The organism is Octadecabacter sp. B2R22 (assembly GCF_018861045.1).
Classification (GTDB): Bacteria; Pseudomonadota; Alphaproteobacteria; order Rhodobacterales; family Rhodobacteraceae; genus Octadecabacter.
On record NZ_JAHKQJ010000008.1, the window covers coordinates 1 to 17,134 of the forward strand.

The 17,134-nt window shown below is 54.9% G+C and carries 14 protein-coding genes; 6 read left to right on the forward strand and 8 right to left on the reverse strand.

Features of this window, described 5'->3' with window-relative positions:
• A partial coding sequence (locus tag KO486_RS12280) for an aminotransferase class III-fold pyridoxal phosphate-dependent enzyme (RefSeq protein WP_216037579.1) occupies positions 1–2,067 on the forward strand: 2,067 nt, incomplete at its 5' end.
• 139 nt (positions 2,068–2,206) lie between these two features.
• On the opposite strand, the gene KO486_RS16480 is transcribed toward KO486_RS12280, so the two are convergent.
• Positions 2,207–2,908 carry a VPLPA-CTERM sorting domain-containing protein gene (locus KO486_RS16480; protein ID WP_252734746.1) on the reverse strand — a complete coding sequence of 234 codons (702 nt, stop codon included), beginning with the start codon at positions 2,906–2,908 and terminating at the stop codon, positions 2,207–2,209.
• Positions 2,909–3,498: 590 nt separating this feature from the next.
• Between KO486_RS16480 and KO486_RS12290 the strand changes: the two genes are divergently transcribed.
• The gene (locus tag KO486_RS12290; protein ID WP_252734748.1) at positions 3,499–5,958 is read left to right on the forward strand and encodes a tetratricopeptide repeat protein; all 2,460 of its coding nucleotides are present in this window, start codon (positions 3,499–3,501) and stop codon (positions 5,956–5,958) included.
• Positions 5,959–5,973: 15 nt separating this feature from the next.
• On the opposite strand, the gene KO486_RS12295 is transcribed toward KO486_RS12290, so the two are convergent.
• From KO486_RS12295 to KO486_RS12310, 4 genes are all read right to left on the reverse strand, one after another.
• On the reverse strand, positions 5,974–6,615 hold the full coding sequence (locus KO486_RS12295) for a rhomboid family intramembrane serine protease (protein WP_216037581.1): 642 nt from the start codon (positions 6,613–6,615) through the stop codon (positions 5,974–5,976).
• Entirely contained in the window at positions 6,603–7,940 is a 1,338-nt protein-coding gene (locus KO486_RS12300; protein ID WP_216037582.1) for a hypothetical protein, read from the reverse strand. Before KO486_RS12300 ends, KO486_RS12295 begins: the two co-directional genes overlap by 13 nt.
• A 3-nt stretch (positions 7,941–7,943) precedes the next feature.
• The gene (locus KO486_RS12305) at positions 7,944–8,564 is read right to left on the reverse strand and encodes a polysaccharide biosynthesis/export family protein (protein WP_252734750.1); all 621 of its coding nucleotides are present in this window, start codon (positions 8,562–8,564) and stop codon (positions 7,944–7,946) included.
• Between the two features lie 186 nt (positions 8,565–8,750).
• On the reverse strand, positions 8,751–9,431 hold the full coding sequence (locus tag KO486_RS12310; RefSeq protein WP_216037583.1) for a sugar transferase: 681 nt from the start codon (positions 9,429–9,431) through the stop codon (positions 8,751–8,753).
• Positions 9,432–9,935: 504 nt separating this feature from the next.
• On the opposite strand from KO486_RS12310, the gene KO486_RS12315 reads away from it, so the two are divergent.
• Genes KO486_RS12315 through KO486_RS12330 form a run of 4 tightly spaced genes read left to right on the forward strand, consistent with a single transcriptional unit; the run spans position 9,936 to position 14,196 of the window.
• Entirely contained in the window at positions 9,936–10,817 is an 882-nt protein-coding gene (locus KO486_RS12315) for an AAA family ATPase (protein ID WP_216037584.1), read from the forward strand.
• Positions 10,814–12,370: a chain length-determining protein gene (locus KO486_RS12320; RefSeq protein ID WP_216037585.1), complete on the forward strand. Its 1,557-nt coding sequence runs from the start codon at positions 10,814–10,816 to the stop codon at positions 12,368–12,370. Before KO486_RS12315 ends, KO486_RS12320 begins: the two co-directional genes overlap by 4 nt.
• 11 nt (positions 12,371–12,381) lie before the next feature.
• The gene (locus tag KO486_RS12325) at positions 12,382–13,197 is read left to right on the forward strand and encodes a CpsD/CapB family tyrosine-protein kinase (RefSeq protein ID WP_216037586.1); all 816 of its coding nucleotides are present in this window, start codon (positions 12,382–12,384) and stop codon (positions 13,195–13,197) included.
• A gap of 24 nt (positions 13,198–13,221) precedes the next feature.
• Positions 13,222–14,196, forward strand: a complete 975-nt coding sequence (locus KO486_RS12330) for an esterase-like activity of phytase family protein (RefSeq protein WP_216037587.1) — start codon at positions 13,222–13,224, stop codon at positions 14,194–14,196.
• An 18-nt stretch (positions 14,197–14,214) separates the two neighbouring features.
• Here the strand turns inward: KO486_RS12330 and rfbA are convergent, their stop codons facing one another.
• The 3 genes from rfbA to KO486_RS12345 form a co-directional block, all read right to left on the reverse strand.
• The gene (rfbA, locus tag KO486_RS12335) at positions 14,215–15,087 is read right to left on the reverse strand and encodes a glucose-1-phosphate thymidylyltransferase RfbA (RefSeq protein ID WP_216037588.1); all 873 of its coding nucleotides are present in this window, start codon (positions 15,085–15,087) and stop codon (positions 14,215–14,217) included.
• 99 nt (positions 15,088–15,186) lie between these two features.
• Positions 15,187–16,806: an exosortase E/protease, VPEID-CTERM system gene (gene xrtE, locus KO486_RS12340; protein ID WP_216037589.1), complete on the reverse strand. Its 1,620-nt coding sequence runs from the start codon at positions 16,804–16,806 to the stop codon at positions 15,187–15,189.
• Positions 16,807–16,899: 93 nt separating this feature from the next.
• A complete protein-coding gene (locus tag KO486_RS12345) occupies positions 16,900–17,106 on the reverse strand; it encodes a hypothetical protein (RefSeq protein WP_216037590.1) in 207 nt (68 codons plus the stop codon).
• Between the last annotated feature and the right edge of the window lie 28 nt (positions 17,107–17,134).

Sequence of the window (17,134 nt, forward strand, 5' to 3'; positions counted from 1 at the left end):
TATATCGATGACGTCATCGAATTGTGCCGCAGCTACGGCGTGTTGGTCATTCTGGACGAAATTCAAACGGGTCTGGGCCGCACGGGCGACCTTTTTGCCTGCTCCAATGGCCGCGAAGTGCCTGATATGTTGCTCTTGGCCAAGGCGCTTGGCGGCGGCATGATGCCCATCGGGGCCTGCATTGTGCGCCCCGACGTGTGGGACGATCAATTTGGTCGCAACCACAGCTCTACATTCGCAAATAACAACCTTGCCGCCCGCGTGGCCAATGCGACGCTAGATATGCTGCTTGAAGATGATCAGGCGATGATCCGCAACGTGGCAGAAAACGGCGCGTATCTGCATGAACAGCTTGAGGCCTTGCAACAGCGTTACCCCGATGTGATCGCCGAAGTGCGCGGCCGCGGCTATATGGCCGGGCTGAGTTTTCATCCTTTTGATGAACGTGTGGATTCCGCGACAATGGCGTTCGCCAGCCTGAACGGTGGTGTGACGCCTTTGATCAGCTCGTATTTGTTCAACGTCGAAGGTTTACTGACCGCGCCTTTGTTCAATGAAACCCATGTAATGCGCCTGCAGCCGACACTGATCGCAGGGCGCGCCGAGCTGGATCGCGCGCTGGACGCCCTTGAAGAGGTTTGCGACATCATTGACCAGCGTGACTACTATACTTTGGTGCGCCACCTTGTGGCAAAACCACTGCCCGAAAAGCCCGCAGCCCCGCGCCCTGTACCCGGTGCAGATGCCGCAGGTGCTATCCCCAATGTGGACCAAACTGGTAAATTCGCTTTCGTTATCCACTACACCGAAGAAGAAGACATCTTTCGCTCCGATCCGTCCTTTAGCCAGTTTGACGATGCGGAACTGGCCAACTGGCGCGAGTGGGTCAAAGGCTTTGGTCCAGGGTTTGCCCGTAAACTCCCCAAAGTAACGTCAAAATCCGGTGCAACAGCCGAAGGCATGTTGATGTCCGTCCCCATGTTGCCCGCTGACATGCGCGGCGCTGGACGCCATGCCGCTGCTGGCATGATCAAAACAGCAGTCGATATGGCAGGCGATGCAGATGTGTCGCGTGTCGGGCTTGGTGCGTTCACGTCTATCGTGACCCGTGGCGGTGAAACCGCAACCGGACGCGGTGTGCCTATCACAAGCGGCAACACCCTGACGACCATCTCTGCTGTCAAAGGCATCAAAAACATGGCCGCCCGTGCGGACATGCCCCTGAAAGACGCGCATGTCGTTGTCGTTGGTGCATCCGGTGCCATTGGACGTCTTGCGTCCCTGATGCTGAGCCGCGAAGTCGGCCGCGTCAGCCTGGTCGGCAATGCGGCCAACCCGTTTACCCCCCGCCTTCTGGCGCGTGTCGCCAACGAAATGTGCGACACATTGCTTGATCCCGATATGACCTCGCGCCACACGCCTGGCGATTTCGCGACACGCATCCGTGATATGGCCACGTCCCTACAATTGGAACGGGGGTCCAAAGATATTGCCGAACACCTTGCCGCAGGATTCCACGGTACGGGCGATGTTCCTGTGCCTCTTGATTGGAAAACGTCGCTGGACACAGCCCTTGAAAACGCTGACATCGTGTTGGTTGCGACTAGTTCTGAAATGGCGCTGATTGATCCGCTTAAACTACGCCCCGGCACGCTGGTCTGTGATATTGCCCGCCCGCCAAATGTCGCTGACGCTGACATTCCCGGACAGTCCGTCATGGTCTTTGACGGTGGGTTGGTCCAGCCTCCCTTCAAGCTTGATCTTGGCGCGTTCCAGACATTGCCCGCAAACCTGTGCTGGGGATGCCTTGGTGAAACGATGCTTCTGGCGCTGGCGCAGGAAGACAAGGATTACAGCATTGGATCACGCCTGTCGCTGACGGACGCGGATCATCTTGAACGCCTGGCAGAAGAGCACGGGTTCGAGCCCGCAGCGCCGCAATGGTATGGCCGCCACGTCAGCGAGGCTGACATTGACAGCTTTGCCGCAGAAGTTGCCCATGCCCGTCAGATGCGACTGAACCTTGTGCAGTATGACGGTAACGCGCAGCGGCCTGCAGGGGAATAAGCCACAGCCACCCTGCCCTGCCCGTCCCGCGCGTGAGGTAGATCTAGAACATCAAAGACCCTCACCCCAAATGCAAAAAGAGCCGCAAGTTTCAACTTGCGGCTCTTTTCGTATCTGTGTGTCGTCAATTAGACGAAGCTTAAGCAGCTTTCTTGCGGCGGCGCATTGCGCCCAGACCACCAAGACCGGCCAGCAACAGCAAAGAAGACGCTGGCAGTGGAACGGACGTGATGCTCAAAGATGCGAGCGCACCATCGATGTCCTCTGAAAGGCCATCCGTGCTGACGATGAATTCAAGTGACGCAACATCTGCGAAGTTGAAGATGCCGTCACCGCCACCGTTATTGGTGAATTCGGTATAATACAGTTTAGGGCTGAAGGTGCCGCCAGCAACATTTTCCATGAAGGAAACCATAGTACCGTCGCTATCATAACCGTTGACCGTAATATCTACGTTGGCGTCGTTGTCAAAAGAAGCAACGTCAAAGAAGATGAATGCGTTGTCGCCACCAAAGCTCAGATCGCCGAGACCAGCGCCAGCGCCGTCATACGTCAAGGTACCAATACCAGTCGCACCAGTGTCATTTGAGAACTTCAGATCACCGCCGAACGTCTGGAATGACGTCGCATTTTGTGAGCCAGGAGCGATGTTGGTAACAGCCAACTCTCTATATCCACCGAGAACGGCAGCATCAGCCAATTGGCTAGAGTTGGATACGCCAGGGTCGCTCACGTACTGGTCAGTATTAAAATCATCGATCAAAATCGTTGCTGCGGAGGCCTGAACAGCCGAGAAGCCGAGAGCGGCTACGGCGGCAATGCCCATTGTAGTCGTACGCATAATTATTCCCCTTAAGAATTACAAATTTCGTCTATATTAGTTAAATTGTTAACACTTTGAGATTGTTGAGTCACGTAGAAACGTTAACTTTATTGTTTCTTTTTGGGGGACAATGACGGCAACGCGGCACATGTGCAGTTGGCATACTTCGCGGTATAAGAACACGGCTAAAACAGTTTTTAGTTGTTAAACATCAAGTGTTTAATTTTACTCGCATCCTAACTCACCCCACAAAACCACGACTCCGTCACATGCACCAGATTCCCGCGCTTTGAAACAATGACCTGCGTAATGCCTCCCGACACACTGAATCTTGAAGCATCACACACTTTTGTCGGGCAAGAATCACTTAATGCCTCGCGCTTGACATCTTAACGCCACAAAACTGCGTAAAGACTTCAGAACTGTGCCCGCTTGCGGCGCGCAATCGTTGCTATTTCGACCTGGGGGCATCATCCGTTCATCTCTGCGTGTACACAGGATGTTCAGCGTGCTGTTTTGTTGATTGTTTTTGCACTGGGTCTCTAAGTAATGATAACATTAAAGCAGTTTTTTAGAAATTTGAGAGAAATTTGATGGTACGATCTTCGATGTTAAAGCTCCTTTTGGTGTTCGGATTTGTCTTGGGGCTCGCAGCGTGTGACTCATCAGAGGAACGTGCAGAAGCATATTATCAAAGCGGTTTGGAACTGCTTGAAGACGGAGACACCGACCGCGCCATGGTCGAATTCCGAAATGTCTTGCAGTTGAACGCAGAACACCGCGACGCACGCGTCGCGATCGCAAAGATAGCACGCGACAATGGAAACGTACGCGTCGCCTACAATCAGTATTTACGCGTCGCTGAACAAAACGCCGACGACGTGGAAGCCCGCATCGCACTGACCGAAATAGCCATTGGAAATGGCGATTGGGAAGAAGCGCGCCGTCATGGAACACGGGCCGTTGAGCTCGCACCCGAAGAAGACGCCGTTAAAGTTCTGGCCCTCAACCTAGATTATGCCCAAGCTGTCGAAGACGAGAATAACCCCGCGCGGCGCGCTGCGGCGCAAGCCGCACGACTGCGTCTTGAAGGTGATCCTGAAAATAACTTTCTGCGTCAAATTTTGATCGACAACGCAATGCGGGACGGTGAATTGCAAACCGCCTTGGAAGAAGTGGCCGCTGCGCAAGCTATCGAACCCGGTAATCGCAGACTGTACGATATTCAGCTCGGCATTTTGGGGCAGCTAGAACGCCAAGACGATATCGAAATCCTGCTCCGTGATATGTTGGTGAAATTCCCCGAAGATGAAGATTTGCCCAGTGTCCTTTTGCGGTTTTACGTGGCGACGAACGATCCCGAAAATGCTGAGGCTTTCCTACGCGAAATCGCTGATAGTGCCGAGACACCTGAAGCCCGCACCGTGGCCCTGATGACGACTGTGCGTCTCTTGATTGAAGTCCAAGGCAATGACGCTGGTCTGGCCGAACTGGATCATCTGATCGCCACCGAAGAAGAGACGACGACATACCAAGCGCTGCGCGCAAGTATGTTGTTTGATGCCGGTCAACGCGACGAGGGCATCGCCGAAATCGAAGCCCTTATCGACGCGCAGGACGCATCAGAAGATCTGGGCGCGTTGCAGGTCGGCTTGGCGCAAATGTTGATCATCACCGGCGACAGCGTCGGCGCACGTGCACTCGTTGAAGAGATCCTGGAAAACGACCCCACACAGGTCAATGCACTTAAAATCAAAGCGGGTTGGCTGATCGAAAGCGATGAAATCGATGAGGCCGTTTCCATGCTGCGTTCCGTTTTAGCCCAAGACGGGGACGACGCGCAGGCGCTGACTCTGATGGCACGGGCTCATAACCGGAACGGAGACCAAAATCTTACCCGCGAATTTTTGGCCCTCGCAGTAGATGCATCCAATGCAGCGCCGACAGAAACCCTGCGCTACACCGCGCAGCTTATCGAAGAAGAACGTTACTTGCCCGCCGAAGAAGCACTGCTTTCATCCTTGCGACTTGCACCGAACAATCTTGAAGTGCTGCAAACACTGGGGCGTCTTTACATAACAACCGAAGATTGGGGGCGCGCCCAACAGGTCGAAGATACCCTGAACAGACTTGAGGATCCGATTGCGAGCCGGCTTGCGGTTGGCCTGCAGGCGGCACGACTGGCTGCACGGGATCAAATGGGAAATGCCGTCACACTTCTTGAATCATACGCGGCAGAAGCTGGCGAAAATGAAACCGCGGCACGGATCGCCGTCATTCAGGCGCGCTTGCTCAATGGCGACCAAGAACTTGCACTCGCCTCTGCACAAGAGATGGTTGACGCAGCACCCCAAGATTTAACACGGCAGTTTACACTGGCCGCGGTCCAGTCTGCACTTGGTCAGTACGAAGACGCGATCGCAACTTACCGTCTTATCGTCGACAAAGAACCTCGCGCCCAACAGGCTTGGGTCCGCATGGTACAGGCCATGTATGCGACAGGTGACGTCGAAGCGGCACAGGCTGCCGTGCAAGAAGGCTTGTCGGTTTTACCCGAAGGTCTTGACTTGTTGTGGGCGCAGGCCGGCTTCAACGAACAACGCGGCGATATCGATGCTGCCATCGAACTTTACGAACTCATCTATGAACGCGCGCCCAATCAATTGGTCGCGGCCAACAACCTGGCAAGCTTGCTCAGCACGTATCGGTTGGATGATGAAAGTCTGGAACGCGCCTTTACGATCAGCCGCCGCTTGCGCAACACGGACGTCCCACCGTTTCAGGACACCTATGGCTGGATCGCATATCGTCGGGGTGACCTGGACGAAGCGCTCGAATATCTTGAACCGGCCGCGGCCGGGTTACCCTCTGATCCGTTGGTACAATTTCACCTTGGAATGACCTATGTTGGACTGGCGCGCGACACGGATGCTTTGGTCGCCTTGCAACGCGCCCTCGACATCGCTGGCCCGGATGACACGCGGGAGCAATTTGCAACTGCACGCGCCGAAATCGCACGGATCGAGGCCGCCCCACAGGAAGAAACCGACGTCGAGCCCCAGCAATAAGACGACAACCGAGCGTTAGTATGCTCGGGGCCGCGGATCGACGATAAAGGCCATTACCCAACCAACGACAAACCCGCCAAGGTGGGTTTGCCAAGCCAGTTGTCCGTTCATCGCCCACCACAGGATGATGTTCAGCGCGATCAGTAATCCGACAGCGCGGGCAATTGGCCAAAGGCCTTCTTTGTATGTGTAGCGATCCAGATACGCCCAAGCGAGAAGTCCGCCCGCCAGCCCGAATAGCGCGCCAGAGGCCCCGACCATCGGTTGCACGCCAGAGGCCAAAAGCGCGTATCCAAGGCTGCCCCCGATCATGGATCCGCCATAGAGTAAAATGAACCCGATTACCCCGACCCGTTCAAGAATGGGACGCCCCAGCGACCACAGGGTGAACATGTTGACGATCAGGTGAAACGGACCTGCGTGTAAAAACCCGTATGTGATGAACATTGTAACGGGCTGACCCGAGAAATTCGGCGTCCAGTTTCCCAAAATCCCAGGCCAGAAACTGCCATAGGCATAGGTTGTTTGACGCAAACGGGAGGTGCCAAAAAGACCGTAGTCAGACAAAGATAAGATTGCCTCGATCGTGACGCAAATAACGGTAATTGCGATCAAAACCCAAGAAGCGCGGAGGTCTTTTCTGGTTAGGGGCGCCATCCGAAATTGGTTTCCAATCCAACAAAGAGCCGACTGTCTGTGTCACGGGCCTGCCCGTCTTCGTTTTCAACACTATAGGTGTAGCGCGAAGAAACCGACCAGTCCTGCGTCAGTTCATGTGAAATGCCCAGACTGATGTCAAAGCGTGATGTGTCGTCACTGTTTCCCTGATAATCGGTTGCCTGATAATCCAATCCGGTTTGAAACTCCGTCGTCGCTGTCAGCACATGGGTATAGTCTGCCCCGACCCGGGTGTTCAGTGCGTCTTCTCCCAGATCATTGCTTGTGATGTTTTGATTGAGGTAAACCGAATAGGAACTGCGACGCAGACTCTCACTGAAACTGACGGCATATAGCGGGTTCGTGTTGCCGTTGTCATCAACGGTCAGCCCCACACTGCCAGAAAATTCACCGCCTTTGCGGGTTTCGAATGTGTTGGCAACACTGACATCACTGCGACGCCCGGTTTCGGTTACTGTGGAATTCAGATTGAAACTCAACGCGCCGTTGGGGCGATCCTGACTGAGGTTGAATGCAAAGACAAAGCCGTCTTCTTGTTCTGTGGCACCGGTGGAGTCCGTCGATGTCACTGTATCAAATCCGACGGACACTGCCGCATTCAACGTTTCGGACACCGTCAGATCAACCCCTGCCTGCACGTCTGTACTGCGCACATCCAGCCCGTCACCGGTTCGGTTGGTGTCGCTGAAATTATATCCCAATGTCGCGGCAATCCGTGGCGTGATTTCAAACCGCAAATCAAGGCCAGCCCCGATCCGCTCAACGTCCACAAGATCGGTATCCGTCGTGCCGGAATAAGACGTCGTATTATAGCTGGTGCTGAACGCGCCGCCAAAAAGCTTTTCGCGGCCAAAGGTGTAGCCCAACGAAACGCCACTGCTCTCGCGCGTGCCCGTATCCAGAACCAAGACACTGGACAGCGGATCATCGGATTCGGTGAAGCTGTCGACATCCGACCGCGCGTATTTCGCAGAGATATCCAGCGCAGACTGCCTGTTTTCAATGCCGTAAGAAAGGCTAAGTGCGGGATCAACAATCTCGGCGTCAAAACCGCCACTAAGCTGTTCTTCTAAGCCCGTGCTGATTTCAAACTGAAGATCCTGAACCGGCGTTACATTCGAAAGCGTAAAGCCAAGGTTCGTTTGCCCGTAGGTGCCATCCTCACTTGAGCTGACAAGACCTTGCGAGAAGGACAGGTTCGCATTCAAGCCACCACTGTCTTGCGCAAATGCAGGGCCAGACAGTGCGGTCAAAACAACAGCGGCGGGCCCTGACCACAAACATTTTTTGCCCTTGCCTGTCATGATTTATTCAAACAACCGCCGTTCGGGGACAACGATGACATCGCCGTCCACCAAAACAACATTGTCGGTCATTCTGGCACCATCCAGAATTGCACCGTAGTTGATCGTAAACACATGTTGCTGTCCGGTCGTCGCGTCGGTGCGGCGCAGCTGCACCCGTTTTGAAGCAGCAAAGCGGGTCAAACCACCCGATTGTGCCATCGCTTGCAAGAACGTTGTACCGGGGGCGACAGCTTTGGCACCGGGGGTGCTGACTTCTCCCAGAAAATAAATATCGATCGTCGGCGGGGGCGCCGGCACAACAGGGGCACGCGGCACCACTGGGGCGGGCTGCACGGCCACAAACACAGTGGGCGGTGTCGCAAAATTAGAGGCAATTGCCGATCTGATCGAGGCCTGCACTTCACCGACTGTGCGTCCGGAAACGCGCAAGGTGCCCGCGAACGGGAAACTGATTCGCCCGTCACTGAGCACCACAACGGACCGGTTCAGCGTACCGTCCTCAAACACCTCAATCTGAAGAGTGTCTCCCGCGCGAATCTGGTAATTAGACTGGGCTGCGGCGAAGGTTGCCAACACACTCAATGTGAGGCTTACCAGCAGGGTTTTTAAAAATGGCATCATCAGCTTTTCCTCTGTTGTCATGGCTTGTCGTCGAAAAATCCTTTGACGTCACCGTACATTCGGCAATCTAGACATTTTTTTTGCCGTTGTAGCCCTAAGACAACGACAAAAGCCGTCTCCAACCCGATGAAAGGTCAAAAACGGCTTAAGTATAAATCACGGGCCTTTGAATTTTGAAACAGCTGCCTAGCAACCCGTTCCGCGCAGCATCACACCAACGGTACGCAATATCACATTGACGTCCGTACCCAGAGAGAGCTTGCGATTGTAAATTTCGTCAAACCGAACGCGGCCTGAAAATTCGCATGTGTTACGGTCAGAAATCTGCCACAGGCCGGTCATGCCGGGGCGCTGAAGATAATAGGCAGTGCCGGAGTACTGTTCGTTCTGGGACAGCATGATCGGGCGCGGCCCGACCAGTGACATTGAACCGGTCAACACGTTCAACAGCTGAGGCAGTTCATCAAGGGATGTCTTGCGCAGAAACGCGCCAACGGGCGTAATCCGTGGATCATTCATCAACTTTTGCTTGCTGTCCCATTCGGCGCGCGCATCTGGGTTGTTTGCAAGGTGGGTTTCCAAAAGCTGGTCCGCATTGGGCAGCATTGTTTGAACTTTCAACATGCGAAAGGTCTTGCCGTTAAGCCCCACACGTTTCTGCACATAAAAAGGCAGCTGTCCCGAGACAAGCACAGCCAAGGCCATTAGTGCGATGACAGGAATCGTGATCACTAAAGTGCTCAGGACCAACGTTAGATCGAAAATCCGCTTGCCGACTGTACGATACAGCGACGAGTGTTTTTGGGTGATGCTTGTAACAGCAGAAGTGTCTTCTCGAACGACTAAATCGGTAGAAAATACTGACATTTATAATAACACCGATCTAAGCGATCGACGCTCCCCTAATAAAATTTTCGCCTAAAAGTTCAGGCAAAATGATCTGAACTCGGCGTAACACACCTTTGATTTTGCAGAAAAACCATTGGCCTTGTTAGGGTATTGTTAACACACAGGAGCGTTAACCTCAAAGGAGGGAAAACCATAATATTTCCCCATTAACGGAAAATTCATAAAAATCGCTCGTTTTTGCAGCAGGTTACACCTTTAAGTTGCACTTTGTATCAAAGTAGCCCGCAACATTCGCCTAGATGGTGGATGTTTGTGCCAAAAATTGAAACAGTCATACGAAATTTGATCGAAACCTAATGGAAAAATCGCGAATCGGCCCTTAATCTCCGTTAAGGACGGGTTAAAGGAATATTGAAGCCGCCGTACCGCCAAAATAAAGCCCGTATTCTGTGCTTTATGTTATGATAATTAACGCCCTGTACGCATGTCGCGTGCACCAAAGGCTGTGAACTGGAACCACGAATGAGTGCTGATCTTTACTGCGAACACTTCGGCTTCTCCGAGAGGCCCTTTTCGTTGTCACCGGATCCGGATTTTCTGTTCTGGACCCGTGCACATATGCGCGCATTCTCCATTCTTGAATACGGAATCACGACCCGTGCACCGTTGACGGTCGTTACCGGCGAAGTCGGGACCGGAAAAACAACGCTTATTCAGCAAATCCTGCGCCAGATTGATCGTGATTTGCGTGTCGGATTGATTTCGAATGCACGCGGCAATCGTGACGACCTTCTGCGCTGGGTTTTGAATGCGCTTGATGTCAAACACCCCGCAGATGCCGATTACGTCAGCATGTTCCAAACCTTTCAGGACTTTGTCATCGACGCATACAGTGAAGGCCAACGCGTGGTGCTGATCATCGACGAGGCACAGAATCTTGGCGTGGATACCCTCGAAGAGTTGCGGATGCTGACCAATATCAACTCTGGCAAGGACGAGTTGTTGCAGCTGATCCTTGTTGGTCAGCCCGAACTGCGCCAGATGATTGCGCGCCCTGATTTACGCCAGTTTGCGCAGCGCGTTTCCGCGACCTATCACATTGAGCCTCTCGATCTGAAAACGACGCGGCAATATGTTGCGCACCGCCTACAAGCCGTTGGCGGTACAGGGCGGGAGATTTCACCTAGCGCCGTCACATTGATTGCATCACATTCACAAGGGATCCCGCGGGTTATAAACAAGATCTGCGACCTGGCCCTTGTTTATGCGGCCAGCGCTGAACGTAAACTCGTGAGCTTGGCTATTGTGAAAGAACTGATTGACGACGGGGTGATTATTCAAACTTTCACATCGCCCCTATTTCTGACAAACCGCGTGAATGTTTCCCAAAAGGCTGCTGAATGAATTTTGATCTGTATTTTTACTGGAAGCTGTTTTTGCGCCGGCTACCAGTCATGGCATTGCTGTTAACGGTTTGTGGGGCGCTCGGGGCATTTACGGCCATCCGGTTGCCTGCCACGTATTCAACCGCCGCGCGTCTTCTGGTGGAAGACCCCCAAATCCCCGACAGCATGGTAACGTCAACGGTCCGCACGAGCGCAGCGGAACAGCTTAATATCATTCAACAAAGGCTGACAACACGCGCGAATGTAATCGACATCGCCAACCAGTATAACGTCTTTGAAAACATCCGTGAGATTAGCCCGGATGATGTGGTCGCCCAAATGCGCGACGCCACGACCATTCGCCTGACCTCGGGGCGCAATCAGGCCCTCGTCATGACAATCAGCTTTCGGGGCCGTTCGGGCCAAGTGGTGTCCAATGTCGTGAACGAATACGTCTCCCTTGTACTAGAGGCCAATGTGGACTTCCGGGTCAGCCGCGCGGAAAGCACACTTGAATTTTTTGAACAAGAAGTTGACCGACTGAGCGAGCAGCTCGACGAGCAAAGCGTACGCATCACCATATTCAAAAGTGAAAACGCACACGCCCTGCCCGATAACCAGCCCTACAGATTGGCGCGCCAGTCCCTGCTGCAGGAAAGACTAGCTTTATTGGAACGCAACCTTGCCGCTGCGACCACTCAGCGGGCTGATCTTGAACAGATTTTCCAGGAAACCGGCAGCATCTCCCCCAACACCCGCGTGCAGCCGCGCACCGCCGAAGAACAACAGCTATTGGTCGCGCGCACTGACCTCGAACTTGCGTTGCTGACCTATTCTGCCGAAAACCCGCGCGTTATCCGTCTGCAATCTGTGGTCGACCGGTTAGAAGCGATTATCGCAAGTCAATCCGGAACGACCTCAGAGGATGATACCAATGAAGCCCCTTTGACCGCGGCGGAGGCAATGTTTCAGGCAACGATGACCCAAATAGACAGCTCCATGCGGGCCATGCAGACAGACATCGCCCAAGCATCCGAAGAGATCGAAACATTGCAGGTCGCGATTAGCGCCAGCTCGGGCAACGAAATCCAGCTGGGTGCATTGCAGCGTGACTATGACAATATTCAAACCCGTTATAACGCCGCTGTCGCCAACTTGAACGAAGCCCGCGTGAGCGAAAGAATTGAAACCACCGCCCAAGGACGCCGGATCACGGTGATCGAAGATGCCGTCGTTCCAAGCGCGCCCTCCGGTCCCAACAGGGCACGGATTGTGATTATGGGTGCCGGGCTCGGTCTTGGTCTAGCGGGAGGGTTTTTCGTACTGCTAGAAATTCTCAACCGGTCCATTCGCCGCCCTGCCGAATTGGTCGGCCGGTTCAACATTGTTCCGATCATGACCATTCCCTACCTGGAAAGCCGCGGACATCGTTTAAGGCGGCGGTTGGTGTTGATGATCACGACCCTGATTGTCATCATCGGTGCGCCCTTGGCGCTATGGTACATCGATACACATTATATGCCTTTGGACATCTTCGTCCAAAAAGTGCTGTCGCGCTTAGGACTGGGATAGGGAATCCGCACATGGAAAAACTTCAGACGGCGCTCGACAAAGCGCGAAAGGCCCGCGAGGGGCAGGATCCCGACACAGACTCCATCACTGCTTCAGTCAAAACGCCACAACGCACCACAGACGTTGATGACCTCTGGGCGGAACTGACTCCCTTTGATGTCTCCGCAGAGCAACTCGAAGGCCGCCGGGTTCATACGCAAGTGGCAGGCGCAAAGGCCACGTCTTACGATATTTTGCGCACAAAGGTCCTGTTGCAGATGCGCCAACAGGGATGGAAGCGGATTGCGATCACATCGCCAATGCCCTCGTCCGGGAAAACGACGACGGCCTGCAATCTGGCTTTGGGTTTGGGACGGCAAAGCGATTTGCGATCGATTGTTCTGGATCTTGATTTACGCGACCCGTCCATCTCGAAATTTTTTGATGTGACGCCACCCAGTGGCATCGATGACGTGCTGACCGGAAAAGTTGATTTCAAAGATCAGGCAATGCGGTTTGGCGATAACGTCGCTTTTTCGATGGCCACGATACCGGACGCCGATCCGACACGTCTGTTGCTAGCCGAAGAAACGGGCGAGGTTCTCGACAATATCGAAAATCGATACCAACCCGATATCATGATATTCGATCTGCCATCCATGCTGGTCAACGACGATACACGCGCCTTCCTCAAGAACGTCGATTGCGCGCTCATCGTCGTGCGCGCCAGTAAGACCCGCTATGGCCAGTTCGACGCCTGCGAAAAAGAGATTGCGCAACAAACAAATGTTCTGGGCACCGTTTTGAATGCCTATCGCTACGCCGAACCCGGCAAAATGGGCGAGTGACGGGCCACTGAAACCGACGCACTCATGACACTCGGACGGATTATCCGCCGCGGATTGGCGGGGCTCTTGGTCCTGATGATCCTCGCGGGTCTGCTGCGCGCTGTGGTCTGGGCGACGGGCACGTCACTGTCGGGCCCCGCCCTTTTGGACGGGCCGCATGTGACCGTGTGGGACCTACCCGATCCGGCCTTCGAGGATGCGTTTGGTGGGGTGTCGGGCCTCCTGATCGAAGGCGACATTCTGCTGGCCGCAAGCGATCGTGGCACGCTGTTTGACGCCCGTGTCCTGCGCGACCCCGACGGTTGGCTCACTGCCCCGACGCAGGCCCGCATGATCACTGTGCCGTTGTTGCGCAACTGGCCTGCGACCGAAGCCGAGACCGATCTTGAAGGGCTGACGCGACTGCAAGACGGCCGCCTGATATTGGCGTATGAACGCTTCGCGCGCATCGACACGCTGGACGGGCTGGACGCCACCCCGCGCCCGACCCATGTCTGGACCACGTTCCAACCGTATTTCGGCAACACAGCCTTCGAGGCCGTGGCCACCCTGCCCGATGGGCGCGTTCTGGCCATCCTCGAAGGGCCGTCCGGTGCGGCGTCAACACAGTCCTATCTGTGGAACGGCGAACGCGGCCCGCGCGATCAAGCTACCGGATGGTCCGCTGGCGCTGACATGCCGCTGTCGGACGGGTTTGTGATTGTCGGAGCCGATATGGGGGCCGATGGCTGTCTGTATCTGCTGGATCGCAAGTTCACTCTGGCAAGCGGGTTTTCACACCGCCTGCGCCGTGTAGCCAGCCTCGAAAACTCAGGCGAGACGATCTACACAAGCGCCCCAGCGGTTCTGGGCAACGCAGAGGGTTTGTCGATGGAGGCCGCGCCAAATGGCGATCTGATCGCGACACTGATAACAGACAACAACTTCCTGCCCCTCACGCCAACGCAACTGATCCAGTATCGCTTGACACCAAGTGCATCTTGTGACGGGGTGTTCTAGGCCTCAGATGCGCCGTCCTTATCCCTCGCCGATCAAACGTTTCAGGTATTGGCCATACGCGTTCTTGCCAAACAGATCGGCCCGGACACCCAGGTCAGCACCGTCAATCCAGCCCGCCGCATAGGCGATTTCATCGGGGCTTCCGGTTTGCAGGCCCTGACGCTCTTGCAGGGTACGTACGAAGTTCCCTGCATCCAGCAAACTGGCATGGGTCCCTGTGTCTAGCCATGCATACCCGCGGCCCATCTTTTCGACCCTCAAAGCATCATCGGCCAGATACATTTCAAGCAAGGTGGTGATTTCAAGTTCGCCGCGCGTTGAAGGTTCTACTGCGCGTGCGCGCTCAGGTGCCGTTTCATCCAGAAAGTAGAGCCCCGTGACGGCGTAGTCAGACGGTGGAATGGTCGGCTTTTCAATGATCGCTTTGACACGGTCCCCTTCAAAATCAACGACACCATACCGTTCCGGATCAGAGACACGATAGCCAAAGACCGTGCCGCCACTGGTCTGCGCATCTGCGCCAGCCAGCATCTCGGGTAGACCGTGACCGAAAAAGATGTTGTCCCCCAACACCATGGCAGACGGAGCCCCATCCAGAAAATCTTCTGCCAGAATATAGGCCTGTGCCAATCCTTCGGGCGCAGGTTGTTCAATGTAGGTTAGCGACAGCCCCCATTGTGACCCATCCCCGAGCGTGCGGCGGAACTGGTCTGCGTCTTGCGGGGTGGTGATCACGGCAATCTCGCGAAGCCCCGCCAGCATCAAAACCGACAACGGATAATAGATCATCGGTTTGTCATAGATCGGCAAAAGCTGCTTTGAGACACCGATCGTCACAGGATAAAGCCGCGTGCCCGATCCCCCTGCAAGAATAATACCTTTACGTGTCATACTTTTGTGGTCCTTTTCAGTACGGCTGGCGTTCTGTGATCAGTATGTCCTTTAACGCATTGCCATGAAAACGGAAGGGGCCCTCAAAACGTGAACGGATCAGATCATAGCCAGATTGCCGCTAATAACGGCCGTTGCAAAAATCAGCGCATTCGCGACGCTATGGGACAGGATCGCATCGGCGATATTACCGCGCCGTGCCGCGACCCACGAAAACAAAAGACCCGCGACAAAGGCCTCGGCCCAGCGGCCATGAAGGGCTGCGAATAAGGCCGCCGTCATGAGCGCCGCCCCGATACGCCAAGCCAGTCCGGTGCCCAAACGCAGCCGTGTTTCCAGATAGCCGCGAAAGAAGGCTTCTTCGATAATGGGGATCAGAACGATGGTTCCAAACCCGCGGGCGACAAACCACGCCACCAGCATCACACCGCTTAACGTGCCATAAGGTGGGGCCGTGTCGGTGGCCTCTACGGGGATCAAGACCCAGTAGGCCGCGATAAAGGCGCCAACCGCCAGCGCTACAGGGTCAATCCGCCACGCCAGCCCGCGAAAATACGGCCAGACCAGCGCCAGAACCCCACACATCAAAACCACCCGGATCGGATAGACCGCAGAAGGGATCTGGCTCAGGGTCGAGGCGACAAGCGCGCTCAACATAAATACCGCAAAGGGCAGGATCTGAGCGACAATCGGGTCTTGCAAGAACGGGAGGGGTGCCGCGCGGGTGGCATGCGATGTGACGTCGTGCGTTTTACGCAATGCCGGAACGGTCTGGGCCAAGGCGATCACCCCAAGGGCAACCAATGTAAACATCATCCAGCCCGCATGGCTGTGAAAGCCCCCGACAGCCAACTCGGGATTTCCTTCAAGGCCGATGAACAACAAGATGGTGATGCGCAGAATGTTAAAGGCGACCGAGGCTGCAATGCCTATCGGATACAGCAAAAAGGCACGCGGGAACCGCAGGTCTTTGCGAAACAGCCAAAGGTAGAGGCTGACAAAAAGCGTCACCAGTGCGATGCCTTCGATCCCCGAGCAGACGTTCGCTACTTTGATGAAAAAATCATCCGCACCGATCATCTTTTGCACTGGATCAGCATAAAGTTGATCGTACCCCATCAGCCGCATCAGCCATGCCACCGCCCCGAAAGTCTGGTCCGCGATCCATTCGATTGACCAGATCGGTTGCAACCCGACCGACAAAAAGGGGGCAGCAAGCGCACCCGCAACCGCCGGCAAAAGCGCCGACCATTCCGACGCCATGTAATCGCGCCAACGATCCAGAGGGGCAATAAACAGGGCAATACCCGCGAGCATAAGTGCCGCGCCGACGCCCCAAAGCATGAGGGATGGCACAATACCACCCCTGCCGGTTGCCCCGCTCAAAAGGACAAACGGGACCAGCGCCACAAGGACCCCTGCCCCGTTTATCGCAAGCGGCCAAAAGCGGCTCCCTGCATCTTGCGTGAGGGTTTTCAGGGGCGCAGGACGCAGCATGAACAAAAGGGCCGTCACCCCCAGAAGGCAATAGATCGCAACCAAAGACCGGCTGGCATTGCGGCACACGGGTTGCGGCCAGTTCGCAAGGCATTCGAAATCGATGCCATGTTTGAACAGGGTGCCAAGGGCGGTGAGCTCGACAAACAGCAGGACAATGGCCAGCACCAGAAACACACGGGCAGGTCTGGTGGCCTGATTTTGTGCGGTGCTCAGTGTCATTGGCGCGGCATGTCCCGTCGTTTGAGAGAAGTCTAAAGTGAAACAGGCCCGCCTTCCAAACCGGAAAACGGGCCTGCTTTGTTTGTGTAAAGGTTACGCAGCGCGGCGGCTACGCTCCCATACCAGCAAAACTACAGCGGCAACGGCTGCGATCGCAGCAGTGCCTTGCAGAGCACTGATTTCAGGTACGGATACAACACAGCCAGCAATCGGCTGGTTGAATGCGTCCAGGCAGTTGCCAGCAAATGCTGAACCAGCAGATGCAAACAGTGTCCCTGCACCTAGTAGGATCTTCTTCATATCGTTCTCCTTATAGAACAATTGTTAA